This window comes from Polycladidibacter stylochi, assembly GCF_001562055.1.
GTDB classification, from domain to species: domain Bacteria; phylum Pseudomonadota; class Alphaproteobacteria; order Rhizobiales; family Stappiaceae; genus Pseudovibrio; species Pseudovibrio stylochi.
Map to the genome: position 1 here is coordinate 43,323 of NZ_LLWE01000040.1, position 19,581 is coordinate 62,903.

The 19,581-nt window shown below is 47.3% G+C and carries 10 protein-coding genes; 6 read left to right on the forward strand and 4 right to left on the reverse strand.

From position 1 onward, the window contains the following. The first annotated feature begins 47 nt into the window (after nt 1-47). The gene (locus AYK67_RS14940; protein WP_068088589.1) at nt 48-1,757 is read left to right on the forward strand and encodes a methyl-accepting chemotaxis protein; all 1,710 of its coding nucleotides are present in this window, start codon (nt 48-50) and stop codon (nt 1,755-1,757) included. 133 nt (nt 1,758-1,890) lie between these two features. Further along, on the forward strand, nt 1,891-2,238 hold the full coding sequence (locus AYK67_RS14945) for a RidA family protein (RefSeq protein WP_068088593.1): 348 nt from the start codon (nt 1,891-1,893) through the stop codon (nt 2,236-2,238). 123 nt (nt 2,239-2,361) lie between these two features. Here AYK67_RS14945 and torA read toward each other — a convergent pair whose 3' ends face one another. From torA to AYK67_RS14960, 3 genes are read right to left on the reverse strand one after another with little or no spacing between them, the layout of a single operon-like run. Further along, a complete protein-coding gene (gene torA / locus AYK67_RS14950; protein WP_068088596.1) occupies nt 2,362-4,821 on the reverse strand; it encodes a trimethylamine-N-oxide reductase TorA in 2,460 nt (819 codons plus the stop codon). Between the two features lie 24 nt (nt 4,822-4,845). Next, nucleotides 4,846-5,478 carry a molecular chaperone TorD gene (gene torD / locus AYK67_RS14955; protein WP_068088599.1) on the reverse strand — a complete coding sequence of 211 codons (633 nt, stop codon included), beginning with the start codon at nt 5,476-5,478 and terminating at the stop codon, nt 4,846-4,848. Nucleotides 5,479-5,533: 55 nt separating this feature from the next. Continuing rightward, nucleotides 5,534-6,685 carry a NapC/NirT family cytochrome c gene (locus AYK67_RS14960; protein ID WP_068088602.1) on the reverse strand — a complete coding sequence of 384 codons (1,152 nt, stop codon included), beginning with the start codon at nt 6,683-6,685 and terminating at the stop codon, nt 5,534-5,536. A 121-nt stretch (nt 6,686-6,806) separates the two neighbouring features. Between AYK67_RS14960 and torT the strand changes: the two genes are divergently transcribed. After that, nucleotides 6,807-7,880, forward strand: coding sequence for a TMAO reductase system periplasmic protein TorT (gene torT / locus AYK67_RS14965; protein WP_162265123.1), 1,074 nt, complete (start codon nt 6,807-6,809; stop codon nt 7,878-7,880). Between the two features lie 30 nt (nt 7,881-7,910). Further along, nucleotides 7,911-8,636: a response regulator gene (locus AYK67_RS14970; protein ID WP_068088607.1), complete on the forward strand. Its 726-nt coding sequence runs from the start codon at nt 7,911-7,913 to the stop codon at nt 8,634-8,636. Here AYK67_RS14970 and torS read toward each other — a convergent pair. Further along, a complete protein-coding gene (gene torS, locus AYK67_RS14975; protein ID WP_068088610.1) occupies nt 8,603-11,518 on the reverse strand; it encodes a TMAO reductase system sensor histidine kinase/response regulator TorS in 2,916 nt (971 codons plus the stop codon). The two genes, AYK67_RS14970 and torS, sit on opposite strands and share 34 nt — an antisense overlap. A gap of 713 nt (nt 11,519-12,231) precedes the next feature. Between torS and AYK67_RS14980 the strand changes: the two genes are divergently transcribed. Further along, nucleotides 12,232-17,736, forward strand: coding sequence for a glutamate synthase-related protein (locus AYK67_RS14980; protein WP_068088619.1), 5,505 nt, complete (start codon nt 12,232-12,234; stop codon nt 17,734-17,736). A gap of 56 nt (nt 17,737-17,792) precedes the next feature. Beyond that, nucleotides 17,793-19,547 carry a diflavin oxidoreductase gene (locus AYK67_RS14985; RefSeq protein WP_068088623.1) on the forward strand — a complete coding sequence of 585 codons (1,755 nt, stop codon included), beginning with the start codon at nt 17,793-17,795 and terminating at the stop codon, nt 19,545-19,547. Nucleotides 19,548-19,581 lie beyond the last annotated feature (34 nt).

The following is a 19,581-nucleotide window of genomic DNA, read 5'->3' on the forward strand; positions in this document are numbered from 1 at the left end:
TAAGCTATATTCTATCATTAAAATTATAGTAAATATTAGAGGTTACAATGATATCTCCATCTAAAGTTACTGTGATTACAAAAACCATTTCTCTCATTGTAGTTATAGTACTCATATCCATAGCAATTGTTTGCATAACTACACTACTAACCATAAAGGATAAAATCTCAGATAATATTATAGATAGGCAAGATTTAAATATAAAGGTAGCTGCAAAAGCACTTATAAATATTACGCCGAATATGAAAATCAATTACAGTCAAAATACGATCGAGAGTATTTACATAGACAAAATACCAGACCTTAGCTCTCATAAACTTATTGATGACATCAGCAATACTATTGGCTCAACAGCCACTATCTTTACATGGGATGAAGCAGAGCAAGACTTTATCCGAGCCACAACGAATATTCGCAACGCCCAAGGCGATCGAATCCTTGGAACTTTTCTTGGCAAAACAGGTAAAGTATACCCTGTAATAATAAACGGTAAAAGTTACAGGGGAACGGCCAATATTTTGGGAAAAGCATACTACACAGCTTACCAACCCATAATGAACAATAATAATAATGTCATAGGCATCTTATATACTGGAATATCATCTACAAAAGCAGACAGACTATTCCAAGAAATAAGAAGTAACCTACTCCTATCAACATCAATAATAACAATTATTATTGCTGTATTGTCCTATTTTATTTTTTCAAAAATGCTTTTACCCTTCAAGGTAATGACTCAAAACCTTCATCGCTTGGCTGAAAATGAAAAACTCCAAGGCCTTTCCTGGACAGAAAGAAATGATGAAGTTGGTGACATGGCACGGGCCGTAACAATACTGGCTCAAAACAACGAAGAGCGTATGCGCCTTGAGAAGGTCAACCAAAATGAGCATGAAAAACAAGTACAACGCAATCATGATCTTGAACAATTACTATTAGAATTTGAAGGGGAGATGAAAAATTCTTTACAGATAATAGACGACAACTCCACTTCTCTCGTTTCCACTGCAAATAATCTTGCAACAATTGCTAATGATAACGCCACCCATGCCAGCAAAACCGAAGAAACGACACAAGAAGCAGCGAAAAGCGTCCAATCCGTCGCAACTTCGTCAGAAGAACTTGTTGCATCAATAGAAGAAATTAACCGGCAAATAGAAAGCTCAACCAAACTCATTTCTAAAACCGCTGCAAATGCTTACGAGACCAACCAAAAGGTTGAAGGCCTTGTGCAATCTTCGAATAAAATCAGCCAGGTCATTACGATGATCCAAGATATCGCAGAGCAAACCAACCTATTGGCCTTAAACGCAACAATCGAGGCAGCTCGAGCCGGTGAAATGGGGCGTGGCTTTGCTGTTGTGGCAAGTGAAGTTAAACAATTAGCAACTCAAACATCCAAAGCTACAGAGGAAATTACTCAGCAAATAATTAGCATGCAGAGCTCTTCGGAAGAAGCGGCCGGATCAATCGGCCAGATCACGTCAACTATGGAAAATATCAATGAATTTACGCAGTCTATTGCCGCAGCTGTACAACAACAAGGGCTTGCAACTTCAGAAATAAGTTCAAGTATTCAGCAAGTTGTCATTTCCGCGCGCCAAATAACATCGGTGATGGGCGATTTATCGTCTTCAACCATAGACACAAAAAGTTCATCTAATATGGTACTGGAAGCCTCTGAAGCAAGCTCGAACCAAGCACTTAATTTGCGAAAAAAAGTCAGCAGCTTTCTTGAAAATGCCCTTGCAATTTAACAGGTTAGTGCGCCTTACGCTTAAATAATAAAGAACACACGCATAAGGCGCACGAATAATAACTACCACTTAATTCCCAAATCTAATTGACTGGTTTATAAACATCCCAACAAATAATAAAGAGCTTGGTAAAATGATTGAACGACAAGAAACCAACAAACGCATGAGCAAAATTGTCAAGCATAATGGAACTGTTTATCTATGCGGACAAGTTGGTAACCGCGGCGACAACATGACAGAGCAAACAACAGAATGCCTGCGCCGCATCGATGAATTACTCGCCCAAGCTGGCAGCAACAAAGAGCAAATTCTCCAAGCAATCGTTTGGGTTGCAGACATGAACGAATTCCAGCAAATGAATGAAGTATGGGATGCTTGGGTACCGGAAGGACATGCACCAGCAAGAGCATGTGGTGAGGCAAAGCTCGCCTCTCCAGAACTTAAGGTAGAAATTATCATCACAGCAGCATACAACGCTTAGTCTTAAAAGCTATTATTGAACTCCAGTAAAAGCAATGGGCCGCAGTAAACTGCGACCCATTGCTATATCAAGTGATATGAGCTCATTAACAGTGCCAGCTTACGCTGGCACTGTTAAATTCACTTATGCGCCTTTAGGGGCATCAAAGGCTGTAACAGCAGGAGCTTCACCTTCAAACTTCGCAATTTCCACCAAACAGCTATTTGCTGTAGATGCTTGTGTCAGTTTTGAAGTTGTCTTGTCATGAGTAACCATGTTGGCGTGACCGTATTTACAACGGCTACCAACTTTACCTGGCTCTTCAGGGTCAAACCATCCACCTTCACGCAGGCGAATAACACCGGCACGCAAGTCTTTGGTTACATAAGCACCGGCAAGTGTTTCACCGCGATCATTGAACACACGTACAACATCGCCGTCATTAATACCGCGTGCTTGCGCATCTTCTTCAGACATCCAAACTGGCTCACGATCAGCAACCACATAGTTTTCACGGGTTGAGATGTTGTTTGTTTGGCTGTGAATACGCTCAACAGGGTGCGGGCTTAGCATGTGAAGTGGGTACTTCTCTGCCTTTTTAGAACCCAGCCATTCAATTGGTTCAAACCATGTTGCATGACCCTTACAATCGTCATAGCCCATGTCATCAATTGTCTTGGAGAAGATTTCAACCAGACCAGATGGCGTACCAAGAGGCTCAAGAAGCGGATCTTCACGGAAATCACCATGACGAACCCATTGCTTGGCTTCTTCGGTAGTTGGGAATTCGATGTAATTGGTTTTGTTAGACCAGAACTCTTCGAAGGTTGGCATATCAAGGCCTTTTGCCTTACCTTGTGCCAGCGCCTTACCATAAAGCTCTTCAAGCCACTCCATCTCGCTCTTACCTTCAAGGTAAGTATCACCAAAGCCAAGGCGGTCTGCCAATCCTTGGTAGATATCAAGATCGTTTTTGGATTCGAACTGAGGATCTACAACTTTATGCATTGGGAACAGGTATTTACCTGAGGCACCACCACCCATTTCCATATCATTACGTTCGTAAGGTGTTGTTGCAGGCAGAACGATATCCGCATGTTTGGCAGATGCTGTCCAGAATGGATCCTGAATAATAATTGTTTCAGGACGTGACCATGCTTCCAGTGTCTTGTTACGGTCATGCATGTAGCTAAGTGGGTTACCACCAGACCAGTAAATCAATTTAACATCTGGGAAGGTAACTTCACGGCCGTTGAACTGAATCTTCTCACCTGGGTTAAGCAACGCATCTGGAAGGCGTGCAACAGGAATAGAAGGTGGCATTTTCTTAGGTGGCTTGCCACCAGAAAGACCAGGCACAACTGCGTTATTTGCAGAAGGAACACCAGCACATTCGTAGTGGAAGGAGAACCCGAAGCCACCACCTGGAAGACCGATCTGACCAAGCATAGCTGCAAGTGTTACCATCATCCAGTGAGGTTGCTCACCATGGTCAGCACGCTGCATAGACCAACCACCCATAATCATGGTGCGGCCCTTAGCCATTTCCTTAGCAATAGCCCGGATTGCATCAGCAGGAATTTCAGAAAGTTCGGCAGCCCATTCAGGTGTTTTAACAACACCGTCTTTCTCGCCCATTACATAGGCTTTGAACTCTTCATAGCCAGTTGCAAAGTTTTCGAGGAAGTCGTGGTCGACCTTATCTTCTTTAATCAACTCATGAGCAATTGCCATCATGATAGAAGTATCGGAGCCAGGACGTGGTGCATGCCAATCGGCTTTCAGATACTTACAAGTCTCGGTGTTGCATGGGTCAATCGAAATGATTGTTTTACCTGCATCACGTAGTTTTGCAAAGTAATCAAAAGCTTTGTGGTCAGGGATCAACCAACCCATATTCAAGGTTGAGAATGGATCACAACCCCAAAGCACAATGGTATCGGTTTCGGCCAGAATGGTCTCAAAACTACTCATTTGCGCATAAACTTCTGGGTTACCCATAATGTGGGTCATCAGAACTTGTGCAGCACCAGTAGAGTAGTCACCAACAGTCTTGGTGTAACCACCGTTCATGTTCAACAAGCGATACAAGCCAGAACGACAGTTGTTATAACGACCAACGGACTTCCAGCCCAATGGACCACCAAGGATAGATTCAACACCATAAGTGTCTTTGACACGTGTCAGCTCTTTTGCAACAAGGTCAAAAGCTTCTTCCCAGGTTACGCGAACAAAGTCGCCCTTACCACGGTCTTTAGTGCCAGCTTGAGGGCCATTTTCTAGGAAACCGCGGCGTACCATTGGGTATTTGATACGGCTGGCTGAATATACCATTTCTGGCGTATTTTTAATGTTAGAAGTTGGCTTAACGTCTTTTTCAAACGGCTTTGCCTCCACAAAGCGGCCATCTTTAACAATCGCACGGAATAGCCCCCAGTGCGCGCCATTATACATTTCTTCTGTGCCAGAAGCCGCAGCAGCTGCTGCAGAACGCACCAAAAGAGGAGAACCCATAAGGGCAATCGCAGATGTACTCAAAAGAGCAGACAAAAACTGCCGGCGTGACATAGTTGCGCGTTGAGTAGTCGTGTTGTGAGCGGACATGTGTCCCTCCCTTTCACAATACAGTTAGTTGTTTTTTTTCAATGAGCTCAGATCGTGCTCAACGAAAGCTCGCATTAGGCTGGCACAGGCGGTATAAAAGCCGTCTGGATCATTGGCGTTGCAATCGGCAACAAAGTCACCGAGCCATGGGGTCAGGTATTTTTCTATGAAATCGACCTGTTGAGGTCTTGTTTCTTGTTGCGACGCGAGCGTCGATAAAAAGCCGAGCATGAGGGCCAGATGGTCCTCTGGCTCGGAAAAGTTTTCATTGGCAACCAGGTTGTATTGCCGGTAATAATCTGCAATTTCGCTAACGCATGGATGGCTCAGAGTTTGCCGCCCACTCATGTAGTAGGAAGCGTAAGGTTGAGCCGCACTCATGCGACTTCCCACTAAAAATAGCTGAGCAAAAGCAACGCGCAGATCCATAACATCATCGGCATGATCCTCTCTCTGATCCAGATTGAAAATCACCCAGCGCACGGGCTCTTTAAATTGCTCCTGACAGGCCAGATCGTCTAAAAACTGACGAATATCACCTGAACGTATTGAATCAATCGTTGCCTGATCCAGCTCGCTAGCAAATAGTCTTGAAAGGAACCGGTAAGCGACTGCCCGGAACAAGTCCTCATCCTGGTGGCGGTTACTGTCTTGCATTGCTCTTAGCTCCATTCATTGGAAAACGCTATTTTGTTTAGGGGAGAGGGGTGCGCTAGTGCGCACCACCTGTATCTGCTGCATGTAACTGGAGATACTTTTGAACCAACCGGATCTCATCTTTTGTCAGTGCCGTGTAACGGGTCATTGATTTCAGAACGCCGGCCCACTGGTTCGCCTTGAAGTGACCTGGGTCAGGAGGGCTGTGACATACAGAGCAAGAGCTTTGGTATAGTTCGCTTGTATATCCCCAGAGCTCTTCAGGGTCTTCAAGCATGTTTTTCTTGTCCATAAAGCCGGTAATGCTGACTTCTTTCCAAGTTTGGCCAGTGTCTTCATTCACAACGCTCTTCACGGTCTCAGTCTGAGAGATGGCATTTTTCCCAAGTGCTGCACTGAAAATACGCTGTCCCATTTGTGCGTAAATCACTTTTTCCGCACCCTCTTGGCTCCAGCCAGCGACTTTCACTTTGATTTTGTCGCCTTCTTCACCAATGCTTTCAATCGTAGTGCCGGCAAGAACACGTGCCGCAGGCCGCTTGTCATCTGCTCCTAAATACAATCCGCCATTTTCTAACAATGTCAGCGCAGGCTTGGTGTAATCCGCAGCAGCAGCATCATCTACGAGCTTTTGATAGGCTTGACGTGTGGCAGCGGACATATCAGGCATTTCGTGCGCAATACCTTTGTGACAATCAATACAGGTACTGCCATCGCCCAGTGCTTTCTTATGCATTTTTTGCGCTTTTGGACGTTGCTGATCAATGTCCATTGTAGTGAAAGCATGACAGCTGCGACAAGTAGATGAATCGCTCGCTTCCATCCGTGCCCATACGCGCTTGGCAAGTTCTAGGCGATGATCTTCAAATTTTTCTTTCGTATCAATTGTGCCGAGTATTGTGTGATAGACATCATTCGCTGCGCCGATTTTCCGGAGCATTTTAGGGAAAAATTCTTTTGGCACATGGCAGTCGGAACATTCAGCCCGAACACCTGATGTATTTCTGTAGTGAATGGTCTTCTTGTACTCTTCCAGATTGTGACTCATTTCATGACAACTGGTACAGAATTCAAGTTGGTTGGTAGCTTCTAACGCCGTATGAAAGGCACCACTAAAGATGATTCCGCCCAAACCACCAACACATAAGATAATAATAAAGGGATAAGGCCGAATACCCCAAAGGTAACCCCATAATCTTCTAATCATATTCATATCCCCTGGCGACTAATGCGAGTTAAGCAATACAGTTTAGTCGCATTCCAAATTCTGTTATTTCTGATAATCTATCACTGGAATGTACGAGATATTTAGGCCAAACATGAACACAATGATAACTAATGTAATAAGATGTAATACACTAAAATCATTGTGCTTTTTACTTATAAGTACTTACCCCTGCGCTGCCAAAACCTGGTCTATACGGCAATGGGACCAAATGCTTGATTACACCTCAAATTCAACAATTACCCAATACACACCCCTCGCCCACGCTCAAAAAGCGTGGAAGATATGCGCATTGTATCCGCACCTGAAAGACAGCTATTGGTTATCCGTAAACTACGGAATGGTGGACCAAGCAAAAATTTTAGGGGTAGAGCTGATGGTTCATGAAGCTGGTGGCTACTACCAAGTAAAAAAACAAGCAGAACAATTAGAACAATGTGCAAAAAGCAAACCAGATGCCATTGTTATTGGAACCGTGACATTTAATAGGCATCAAGAACTTATTGATAAGATCTCCAAGCAAATTCCTGTCTTTGGTATTGTAAATCGCATATCTCCTCAAGGAATAAGCGCTATGACAGGTGTTGATTGGAATATGATGGGGAAAATGACAGGAAAATTTCTTCAAAGCCTTCATCCCAAAGGCTCCCCGCAAGTGAAAATAGCATGGTTCCCTGGCGCGGGAAAAGTCGGAATCTCCTCAACAAAACTATCTGCTTTTAAGCAAGAAATTATGCCCTCATCTGCCCGGCTTTCAGTGTCGCGATATGGCGATACCGGCAAGCTGGAGCAACTTACCTTAATTGAAGATGTATTAGATAATTCAACTAATTATGATTACATAGTAGGTACTGGCGTCACAGCGGAGGCAGCAGTAAGTGCACTACGAGCAAGACATCTTACAAATAAAATCAAAGTTATTTCCGGCTATTTTACCCATAGCGTTTATAGGGGCATACTGCGGGGAAAAATTCTCGCCTCACCCTCAGACCAACCAGCCTTGCAAGGTAGAATGTCCATTGATCAAGTTGTTCGCTTCTTAGAAAACAAGAGATATGTCAAACACATGGCACCTGAAATCATTATGATAACGAGCCAGAATATATCAACATTTAACAAGCGAGACTCCTTATCGCCAACATCATTCAAGCCAACATTTCATGTTGCCGCCCCATAAACATACCAAGCAAAAACAGGTCGCAAACCTATGGCAAATCGTAAAACCCGCATACTAGCAGTAGAAGATGAGCTCGTTTCTCGAAAAAAGCTGGTTGCTTACCTGCAAAAAGAAAACTTTGAGGTTTTTGAAGCCGAAGACGGCGCTAGCATGCGCAAAATTATGGACGAATATCCGGTAGATTTAGTACTCCTGGATATCAATTTACCCGATGGAGATGGAATTGATCTGGCGCGGCAACTACGTGCCAATTCAAATATTGGCATTATACTTGTGACAGGGCGTACGGACGAAGTTGACCGCATAATCGGCATTGAAGTTGGCGCTGATGATTACATAACAAAGCCGTACAATCCCCGTGAATTGCTCGCTCGGATTAAAGCCCTAATCCGGCGGTTCCCAACCGAGCAAGAAAAGAAAACACAACAAACGGGTGGCGGAATACTTAAGTTTGGCGACTGGCAATTAGATAAGCTACGTCGGCAACTACACGGCACGAATGGCACAACAATAAAACTCACCAGAGCAGAGTTCGAGCTCCTACAAACTTTTGTAACGCGCCCCGGAATTGTACTAAGCAGAGACACATTGATGGATCAAATCTATCACCGCCATTGGGCCCCGAGTGATCGCTCAATTGATGTTCTGGTAGGTCGCTTGAGAAAAATCCTTGAAGCAGACCCTAAACAACCAGCACTCATTGTTACAGCTCACGGAGAAGGCTATGTGTTTGCTGAAAAAGTCTCTTCCATGTAAAGCGTGAGTATCTGTGAGGCTCGTTCAACTTCTTGGCGGAAATGCCCATAGTTTCCGCCTTTCTCAATTTCAAATGCCTTCGATTGAAGTCTTTTTAAGCCTACCGTGCCAGCGGCACTCTTCATTGCATGGGCAAGTTTAACCCTGTCATCTTGTGTCTCGGCAGCTTCAAAGCGTGATAATAAACGGCCAATTTCTGTTAGAAAATCTCTAAGGATACTCTCAACGCAAGCATCTCCAAGTTCTTCACGGTCAATAGCTAGAATATTCCTATCAAGCTCTTCAAAGCGATTTTCTTTGCATCCCAAAACCTTTGGGTTAGGGGCAGCAACTGTTTTTCCCTGTAAAACCCTATGGATCACATCCACAAGGTCTTGTGGTTCAAAAGGTTTCGCTAAATAACCGTTCATTCCCCTTTCAAGGCAGCGCCGCACCTCTTCACCCATTGCATGCGCCGTTAAAGCCACAATAGGAATACTGGCAATAGCCTTATCCTCATGAGAGCGGATCAAACTAGTGGCATCCAAACCATCCATCTCGGGCATACTAATATCCATCAAGATCAGGTCTGGCTTCTCGCGCACAGCGCTTTCAACGGCCTCAACACCATTTTCCGCAATGATTACGGCATGTCCTTGCTTTTGCAAAAGCGCTTTCGCAACAAGTCGGTTCGTTTCAATATCTTCTGCAAGCAAGATTTTGAGTGAACCAATGCTTTGCTCTATTGCTGGCGTATATTCTTTCTTGCCACTCTGGCAGGTTATAAAGGGCAAAGTGAACCAAAAAACACTTCCCTGACCTTCATGGGAAGTAAAGCCGATGTTACCTCCCATACCTTTAACCAGACGGTTACAAATGGCCAAACCTAAACCGGTCCCACCATAGCGCCTTGAGGTTGAGTTTTCTGCTTGTGCAAAGGGGTTAAACAGCAATGCCTGCTTTTCATCGGGAATGCCTATACCACTATCATGAATTTCAAATCGTACCTCGGCCTGATTTTCCTTGTCATTTGTCTGCGATGTGACCTTCAAGCTGACAAAACCACTTTCAGTAAACTTAATGGCATTACCCAGCAAATTCGAAAGGACCTGTTGTAAACGTGCAGGGTCTCCGAGGCTGCAGTCTGGTACATTTTCATCTATCTGCCCGATAAGCTCCAACTCTTTCTCTTCGGCTTGAGAGCGAAACAAATCTAGCTGTCGCTGAATCACTTGAGGTAATGAGAAGCCAATACTCTCATAGGCAAGGCGACCTGCTTCAATCTTGGAATAATCAAGTATATCATTCAAAATTCGCAGTAACACATGACCTGAACTGGCAATGGTTGAAACATACTTTTCCTGCTCTTCATTAAGAGCAGTTGTCTCCAAAAGGTGGGCTGTTCCAAGAACCCCATTCATAGGTGTTCGTATTTCATGCGACATGGTCGCTAGAAAAACTGACTTGGCACGATTTGCCGCCTCAGCCTCAATACGCGCCTGCTCTAGACGAACCGTCTCGTTTTCTAGCTGTGCATTCGCAAGCAGTAGCTTCTCTGTCCTCTCCTCAACCAAACGTTCCAGCTTGTTTTGATAGCCCTTGAGCTTATAGTTTGCTTGAATTTGCTGTTGTTCAAGCCGCCTACGCTCTAGCGCAGTTTGGCGGAAAACCTCAATCGTTCGCGCCATTGTGCCCAGCTCGTCATTTGTATTGTCACGCACAGAAGCGTGCAGATGACCTTTCGCGAGCGTAAGCATACTCGCATGCAGTTTGCTTAACCGGCGCAGCAAGTTCCCTTGCACATAAAACACCATGATCAACGCGGAAATAATCAAAGAAAACAATGCGTAAAAAACCAAGGCACTTTGTCCCTGCCGCACGGTCTGATCCGATTTAAAGATCGAATGCTGAATGGTACTATCAGCAAACTGCGAAACTTTGGCAACGCTGCTGGTTAGCGCCTCTCCCAGCAAACGGCTAGCATTCGTTTTTTCGGTAACAGATTGATTCAATGCAATTATTTGTCCACGTAAGACAAATAGGTTTTCAGGGGAGTCCGCCTCACTGTGTTTGCGCAACTCTTCTAAATATCTTTGTGCTCTATCACGCCGGTACGGATCATCCGCATAGCGCAAGCGACGCTCCATGATGACCCAAGAGCGTGCAAAGTTTCTTTGCATCTCGATGATTGCTGCCGCGTTATCCTCTTGTGAAAGCGAATTTAACAGCTGCCCACCAAGGCTTGCGCGCAAGCGAAGATCGCTCATCAATTCAAGTTGGTAAAGATTTTCTTCTGTTATTGTATCAAGCGACTCAAACGCCTCTTCTTTTCGTGAAGGCTTATCGATCAAATCATAAACGTGCGAAAGCCCTGCAACAAGGCGGGTGTCCGCGTTGGAAACGAGCGTTTTTGTCAAAATCAGTGTTTCTTTAGCGGCTTTTAAGGCTTTAGCAAGTTCTCGTTTAAACAAGCGTTGTTTCGCGATGCGTTGGCGAAGTAACTCAACCTGTTCATTAACCGATTGAAACAGGGCCACCATTGCGCTCTCAGCATCTTGCAACACAAACGGGTCTGTTCCCAATAGCCTCAGGTCAGTAAGTAATTGCTCAATTTCCTGTTTGCCAATCGCAAGGCTGGCAGACTGGTTTTCCAAAGTATCAAGCGTCGTCGCTTGTGCTAGCATAGGTAGTTGCGAAATAACTTGGGAGCTTAATCGGCTAATCTCATGTGCACTAACCAAGGCAGGTAGTGCTTCACCTGTCACTTTATCCTGTGTTTTTTGGACCTGCGAAAAACCAAGCCAACCGGTAACAGCACCCATTAAAGCAAAACTGGTGACAGCTAAAAAAGCAAATAATAATCGGCCTCTAATGCCAAGTGATCGCGTACCCTGAGAATCCATATGCTTCTTCTTTTCATTTCCTCTATGACATTACAGTGAAACGCTTTTAAATGTCTTCTTATAACAGAAGAGAACTCTCCTAACCCACCATCCAAGTCACAGTGACATATTGCCACAACGCCCCTTAATTCGGTTTTCAAGAGCTCCCCGCCTAAGGAATCTGATTAAATAAGCCATTGATTCTGTCATTTACGCATCGTCTTCACAGAACTGCTCAAACAATAAGATAGAGCTATTTATTTGGTCAGTACTATTGACCTTTTATGAATAATCGAATTGTACATACTATTTATTTTTACGACCAAGTAAATCTTATAAATCCAATGTATTTAAACTCAAAACAAAGAATAAATAAACAATCAACTTCACAGCCATGCATTGCTTTTTCCAAATGTTGTCTATTTTTCAACATTCTCCTTCCTATTTTTACATAGTTCAAAAAATATACCACACAAACTCTAGCGTTTTCATTGAAATTAATTTCGCCAAGCGCATAAACAAGCAACAATCTCTATTAATTATTATCATTATTCTTGACTTGGAAGAATATTCCTTTTACCCAGAAATCAAAACAAATTGCTATGGATAACTCACCATGCGTGCAATTGCCTAAATTTTAGGCTGGCACACATTTAACGCAGAAAACATTTTCATGCGACACATATAACAGTGTGAGCTCTGCCTTAGCATTCAATTAGAACCGGAGGCGTGTATTGGCACAGGATCGGAAGCAGTTCGGACTTTACGATCACAGCGAAGATAAAAGTAGCTGTGGTGTTGGTTTTATCACCCGCAAGTCTGGTGAGCAGACCCATGATGTTCTCGTAAAAGGGCACGAGGCCCTTTGCACTATTCCCCACAGGGGGGGGATGAGCGCGGAAGGTGTCGGCGACGGCGCTGGCGTGAACATCGATATTTCTGAAAGCTTCTTCCGAAAACTCACGGGTGTAACAACGTTAAAATACGGTGAGTTCGGTGTAGGCAACTTCTTCCTGCCAGAAAATAACGACAACTGGCAAAGTGCCGACGCGTTGATCACCGCAGCCATTGAGGAGAACGGCTGTAAAGTGATCCTCTCGCGCATGGTCGAGGTTGACAATTCGGTTATTCGTCCAGCTGCTATCAAACACATGTTGCCAATCCGCCAGGTGGTTTTCACCAAACCTGAAGGACAGGACGCCAAAGCGTTTGATCGGACTATCAACGAAATCATGTTGAAGATCGAATCTCAAGCCTACGAAGGTGAAACGCTGAAAGGCTTGTATCCGCTCTCGCTTTCTGCTCGCACGCAAGTCTATAAAGGCCGTCTGAACTCAGACGAGATCATCCCGTATTTTAAAGACCTCATGGATGAGGATCACAAGATCCACACCATGTTCTTTCATACCCGTTTTTCAACCAATACAGAGCCGCAGTCTTCAATGGCGCAGCCGTTCCGCTATATGGCCCACAACGGCGAACTCAATACCGATAAAAAGAACCGCCTGTCCGAGGCTGCCATTGCCCAGATGCGTCATAACCGCATCTATACCCCGCATGGTCAGTCCGATAGTGCACGCCTTGATCAAACGCTACAGCGCCGCCTGATTGAAGACGACCTCGACCTCATAACAGCTGTTGTTGCCATGATGCCGCCCGCGTGGGAAAACGATTCTCGCCTTTCTGAAGATGTGCGGGTTATGCTGGAATACTTCTCTCTTTACGAAGAGAAGAACGATGGCCCAGCAGCTCTAATCTTCGGTGATGGTAGTGTTGTTGGTGCCCGCCTCGACCGCCTTGGCCTACGCCCACTACGTTCTGTCGAGACTGGAGATTACCTCTGTGTCATGTCCGAGGCTGGTCAAATCGACTTCCCGGCAGAAGAGATTTCCCGCCGCGGCCGTATCGAGGCCGGTGGTATGCTCTACTTCGATCATCGCACAGGCAAAAGCTACACCAGCCACGAAGCTCTCGAAATGTTGGCCAGCCAACATGACTATAAAGCTCTCTTGGAAGAGGCACGCGTTAACCTCAAAGATTTACCTGCACAAGCTGCATCAGTTGAGCTGGCAGATGGTTTCAGTGACGTTCAACGCGCTGTTGCCTACTCGCTCAATCAGGAAAGCTATAAGTTCCTGATGGACCCAATGATGCAAACAGGCTCAGAGAAGATCTCCGCCATGGGTTATGGCGTTGCGATCAACGCCCTATCCGACCAAGAAGGCGGCATGGCTAAATTCTTCTCACAGCGTTTTGCTCAGGTAACAAACCCACCACTAGATTCTCTGCGTGAAGCCGATGGTATGACCCTGCGCGTAGCATTGGGTGCCAAACCACACTTCAACAAAGAAAAACAGCGCCAGATCGTTGTGAACAGCCCGGTATTAAACGCCAGCGAGCTCAACACCATCCGTGCGCAAGATCAGGTGCCGGTTTCGGAAGTTGCCATCCTTTATCAAACTGCTACGAGTGAATGTGCTAAAGAGCAGCAACAAATATTAGTGAGTGCTGTAGAAAGCGTTTGTGATCAGATTGAAACCGCTGCCCGTGAAAAGGGCGGTATCATCATTCTCTCTGACGCCAAAGTAGACGCTCAAAACGCACCACTACCCCTAATTCTAATCGCAGCAGCAGCCAACCAGCGCCTTATTGAAAAAGGCTTACGCTTTAAAGCCTCCCTTATTGCTGAAAGCGGCCAAATTGCATCTTCGCACCAGGTTGCCACTGCACTCGGTTTCGGCATTTCTGCAATGATGCCGCTTTCTGTTATCGCCCGTGCCAATGAAATGGCCGCAGGCAATGCAGAAGAAGCCAAAGCCAATGTGGCGCGCTTTGTTAAAGCCGCCAATAAATCCCTGATGAAAACGATGGGTAAGGTTGGCCTATGTACTGCTGAAAGCTATATCGGCGGCGAATTCTTCGAGCCAAACTTCTTGGATACGAATGAAAGTGTCCTCGCGCGTTACTTCCCGAATATGAAGGCAACCGTAGGTGGCGTCGACTTTGCAGCCATTGCCCTGTCCAATGCCCAATGGCACCAGCGTGCCTGTGAAATCAAGGATGCCAAGGAAATCCCGCTTCTCGGTCTGTTTAAAGAACGTTCAGAAGGTGCGGGCCACTCTTACGGTACCACCGCTGTACGCGGCTTTGTCGAGATGACAGAGGAAGAAATCAAGCTTAAAGGCTCTGCAGATAAAGACAGTAAACTGGACGAGGAAGACCTTTCCCTTCTGACATTAGGCCGTTTGAAAGATGCCTATGATAGCGGTGCAGAAGCCTATCGCAAAACCAGCTTCGAACGCCGCACGCCCGAAGAAATTGACGCCTTCAAAATTACCAAGTCTTACCGCGAATTCTCCCAGTCACTGGCACAAGAACGTGCCAAGCGTCCGGCCGCTTTGCGCGATGTGCTTTCTTTCCCGGCAGATGTAAACTGGGCAATGACGGCCAAGGAATTTACCGAGGAGTTATTCAGTCACGATTTGGTGGGCAACAGCTCGTTCCTCGTGCGTGGTATCGATTGCGATCAAAACGAAGATGGCAGCTTTACCCTACGCTTGTGTGGCCGCGCCAAAGGTCGTCCGGCGCAGATCAATGGTGCCCGCCTTGATGCGCTCAAAGACGCCATAACCGAAAAGTTTGCCGATCAGTTGGTCGAGCTCAAGAAGGTAGAAAACACGATTACCTTTAAGGCCAGTGATCAGGCACTCTACTACTTCACCAATTTACAAAACGCCAACCCGAGCCTATCCGTTACCGATGTGCAGCCAGCACACGAAGTAACCGCAACACTGGCCTCCGGCGCTATGAGTCACGGTGCATTGGTTGCCCCAGCGCACGAAGCCGTTGCTCACGGCACCAACATGGCGGGTGCGTTCTCGAACTCGGGTGAAGGTGGCGAGCACTATTCACGCTATGGCACCATCCGTTCCAGCCGCATCAAACAGCTGGCCTCTGGCCGCTTCGGCGTATGGACCGGTTATCTTGCCGATCCGACACTGGAAGAGCTGGAAATTAAAATTGCTCAAGGTGCGAAACCGGGTGAAGGTGGTCAGCTACCAGGGCCGAAAGTGACTGTTGAAATCGCTGCTGCCCGTGGTGGTACACCGGGTGTGGAGCTCATCAGCCCCCCACCGCACCACGACACCTACTCCATTGAAGATTTGGCGCAGCTCATCCACGATGCCAAGGCCGCCCGTGTGCGCGTTATTGTCAAGCTGGTATCTTCAGAAGGCATTGGTACCATCGCCGTTGGCGTTGCCAAAGCAGGCGCAGACGTCATCAACATTGCCGGTAATACAGGTGGTACAGGTGCTGCTGCCGTCACCAGCTTGAAAAACACTGGTCGCGCTGCTGAAATCGGTCTGGCCGAAGTACACCAGGCCCTATGTGCCAACGGTTTGCGTGACAAGGTAATCTTGCGCTGCTCAGGTGCACACCAAGCCGGTTCGGATGTTGTGAAATCGGCTCTTCTCGGTGGCGACAGCTTCGAATTCGGCACCACCGCACTGATGATGATCAAATGTGTGATGGCGAAAAACTGTAACATCAAATGCCCGGCCGGTATCACAACCAACGCCGAGGTATTTGAAGGTGACCCGCGCGCACTAGCGCAGTACCTCATCAACATCGCCCACGAAGTGCGCGAAATTCTCGCCCGCCTTGGCTTCAAGTCCTTGCGTGAAGCGCGGGGCCGCTCCGATTACTTGCATCTGGTTGCCCACGAGCGTTCTATCGGTCAGTTGGACCTACGCCAAATGCTCACCTGCGTGGAAGAGGTCAAAGTCGACAAGCCTGTCTACTTGGAAGCCAACTTTGATGTTGACGATGAATTACTGAAAGAATTCCGTAAGCAGGTCATCCAGCGCCAGCAAACCGAAGCTGTGCTCTCCAAAGGCATCAAGCTCAACAACCGCAACAAAACCGTTGGCGGCCAGCTGGCAATCGATATCGAACGCACGCTGCAATACGAGCTTTCCGACAAGCAGGCAAACTGCCTGCCAATGGTCTATACAGACGATCGTGGCCGCCGCCTGATCAAACCGGAGACGCTTACCGTCAACACCACCGGCGCAGCAGGCCAAAGCTACGCGGCTTTCTGTAACTCCGGCATGATCTTCCGCCACGTTGGCACCTGTAACGACGGCGTCGGCAAAGGCGCCTCGGGCGGTAATATTGCCATCGTTTCTCCCGGCGGCGGTGACGAAGAAAACGTCCTTATCGGGAACTTCGCCCTGTTTGGTGCCTCCGGTTCCGCCCTTTATGTCGAGGGCGGTGCAGGCGATCGCTTCGGCGTCCGCAACTCCGGCGCTTCCGCTGTTGTTGAAGGTGTAGGCGACTTCTGCGGCGAATACATGACCAATGGTGCGATTTTGAACCTTGGCGATTTCGGCAAGGGCTTTTGTAATGGTATGTCCGGCGGCGTAGCCTACCAGTACGATCCCTACGATCAGCTGGAGAAACTCTACAGCGCCGACAGTGTGAAACTGCACCGCTTGTCCGATGACAACGAGCGCGCGGCAATTCACCGCCTTGCTGTGAAATCACTGCTTGAACGCCATGTAAAATTCACAGGCTCCAAGAAGGCCCAGTTCCTGCTCGACAACTTCGCAACCGAAGTTGCAAACTTCCGCTTTGCCACCCCGCTGGCACTGGAAACCTACCAGAACTACGAGGCAATCTTAAAAGCCAAGAGCCGTAAGGAGCTGGTGGAAGAGCTGTCGCAAGCACTCGTTGCCCATCAGACACGTAAGTTCAAGGAAGCTTACCGCGATGGCAAGCCAATAGCGGGCGGGGCAATTCCAGGTTATGGAGAAACTGATACGGGCCTAATGCACACACTCATCAACAATTACACAGTCTGGCACTGTGCTGAGGATGTAGTAAAGTCGCGCTATAAAAAGGCAGAGGATCTCGATCAAACGACGATCACGTCTGGTGTGCGTAAACTGATCCTCACCGAGGACTTCGCACTGAACCAAAAACTGGCAGCATATGCAAGAAAAGCACTGGAAAGTTTTGGTGACGAAGAGCTGGCTGTCATGATCTCCGACAAGCGAATGAAAGACTATAAAACCGCACTTTCAAACCGCAATGTCCGCCTCATGGATAGCATCGGCACTTACGGCTGGATCTTGTTACAAGACCGCCAGAATCGTAAGGCCATGGGCGAAATCCCAGACTTCGAAATGCTGTTTGCCAAGGCAAGCTCCACGGAATTGGTGAAGCAGATGGTGTGAGCTCGCAAAGAGCTCCCACCCATCCTTCAAGACAGATCGAGACACGGTAACGACCTATGAAACTTCCCTATATTCCAGAAAACGCCCCGTTTTCACCTGAGCAAAAAAACTGGCTCGCAGGCTTTTTCGCCGGCCTTCACACCCAGATGGCAGTAAATGACGATGCAGTACAAGAAGGCACTGCAGCACTAAATGTCAATGTTTTATACGGCACCCAAACCGGCAACTCTGAAATGGTGGCCGAAGAAATTGGCGAAGCCCTCACCGGCGCTGGCATGAGCCCAACAGTGGCATGTCTGGATGACATCGCGCTAGAAGACTTCGCCGCTATGGAACAGGTGCTCATTGTCATCTCCACCTATGGTGAAGGCGAAATGCCAGACAACGCCCAACTGTTCTGGGATGCCCTTAAAGCCACTGACGCCCCACGCGTTGAAGCCATGCGCTTTGCCGTGCTGGCACTTGGTGACACCGGTTACGATGGCTTCTGTGAAGCGGGTAAACAGATGGACCTGCGCTTGGAGCAGTTGGGTGCAAAACGCCTCTACCCGCGCAAAGACTGTGATGTCGATTTTGAAGCACCAGCTGAAGAGTGGACAAACGGTGTTCTTGAAAAACTGGGCGAACTCAAAGGCACTGGCAATGGCGCTGCCCCTACTACGACAGCTGGAACAGCCAAAAAAACCGAGAAATCCAAGTGGTCCCGCAAGAACCCGTATGACGCACCGGTTGATGTTAACCGCCTGCTCTCTGGCGAGGGCTCAGCCAAGGAAATTCGCCATTACGAAATCGGCCTCGGTGAAGGTGCCCCAACCTATGAAGCCGGTGATGCCCTTGGGGTTATTCCAACCAATGATCCGCAATTGGTAGAAGATTGGGCCAAGCGCCTTGATGTTTCTTTAGAGGCTGGTGTAAGTGGCCATGACCGCCCATTGGGTGAGCTGTTGTTCAGCCACTTCGAAATCTCCACTCCCTCGAACGATTTTGTAAAAGCAGTTGCTGCGAAAGCAGGCGACGATCACCTTTCCCATATCGTTGAGCACGGCGACAAAGAAGCCATGGAGAGCTTCCTCTGGTCCAAGGACGCCCTGGATCTGCTACTACTTTACCCGCAAGTAGAGTTCTCTCTGGATGAAATCACCGGCCTTCTCAAGCCATTGCAACACCGCGCTTACTCGATCTCTTCCAGCTCGAAGTTCGCGACTGACAGCGTACACCTTACCATTGCAACCGTACGCTATGAAAGCCATGGCCGTAAGCATGGCGGTGTTGCCTCCTCGTTCTTGGCAGATCGTGTGATCGAGAACGGCACAGCAAAAATCTTTGTGGCACCAAACAAATCGTTCCGCGTACCGCAAAACAACGATGTGCCAATGATCATGGTGGGTCCAGGAACCGGTATTGCCCCGTTCCGCGCCTTCTTACAGGAGCGTCAGGCAATTGGTGCCAAAGGCATGAACTGGCTGTTCTTCGGCGATCAACATGCCGCCAGCGACTTTATCTACCAAGATGAAATCGAAACCATGCAGCAAAACGGCGTGCTGTCCCGCCTTGATCTGGCGTTCTCGCGCGATCAGGCTGAAAAAATCTATGTTCAGACCCGCATGATGGAAAACTCCAAGGACCTGTTCGCAGCGTTGGAAGAAGGCGGTCACTTCTATGTATGCGGTGATGCCAGTCGCATGGCCAAAGATGTCGACAAAGCCCTGCACAGCGTCATAGCAAAAGAAGCCGGTCTCAGCGAAGACGGCGCTACCGACTATGTCAACAAGCTGAAAAAAGAAAAGCGCTATTTGCGCGATGTCTACTAAGCATCAAGCAAACTGCAACTAAATCTATATGCCC

Excerpts from the sequence above, each read along its gene's own strand:
- AYK67_RS14940 (WP_068088589.1), top strand. The coding sequence starts at position 48 with ATGATATCTCCATCTAAAGTTACTGTGATTACAAAAACCATTTCTCTC.
- AYK67_RS14945 (WP_068088593.1), top strand. The coding sequence starts at position 1,891 with ATGATTGAACGACAAGAAACCAACAAACGCATGAGCAAAATTGTCAAG.
- torA (WP_068088596.1), bottom strand. The coding sequence starts at position 4,821 with ATGTCCGCTCACAACACGACTACTCAACGCGCAACTATGTCACGCCGG.
- torD (WP_068088599.1), bottom strand. The coding sequence starts at position 5,478 with ATGCAAGACAGTAACCGCCACCAGGATGAGGACTTGTTCCGGGCAGTC.
- AYK67_RS14960 (WP_068088602.1), bottom strand. The coding sequence starts at position 6,685 with ATGATTAGAAGATTATGGGGTTACCTTTGGGGTATTCGGCCTTATCCC.
- torT (WP_162265123.1), top strand. The coding sequence starts at position 6,807 with ATGATAACTAATGTAATAAGATGTAATACACTAAAATCATTGTGCTTT.
- AYK67_RS14970 (WP_068088607.1), top strand. The coding sequence starts at position 7,911 with ATGGCAAATCGTAAAACCCGCATACTAGCAGTAGAAGATGAGCTCGTT.
- torS (WP_068088610.1), bottom strand. The coding sequence starts at position 11,518 with ATGGATTCTCAGGGTACGCGATCACTTGGCATTAGAGGCCGATTATTA.
- AYK67_RS14985 (WP_068088623.1), top strand. The coding sequence starts at position 17,793 with ATGAAACTTCCCTATATTCCAGAAAACGCCCCGTTTTCACCTGAGCAA.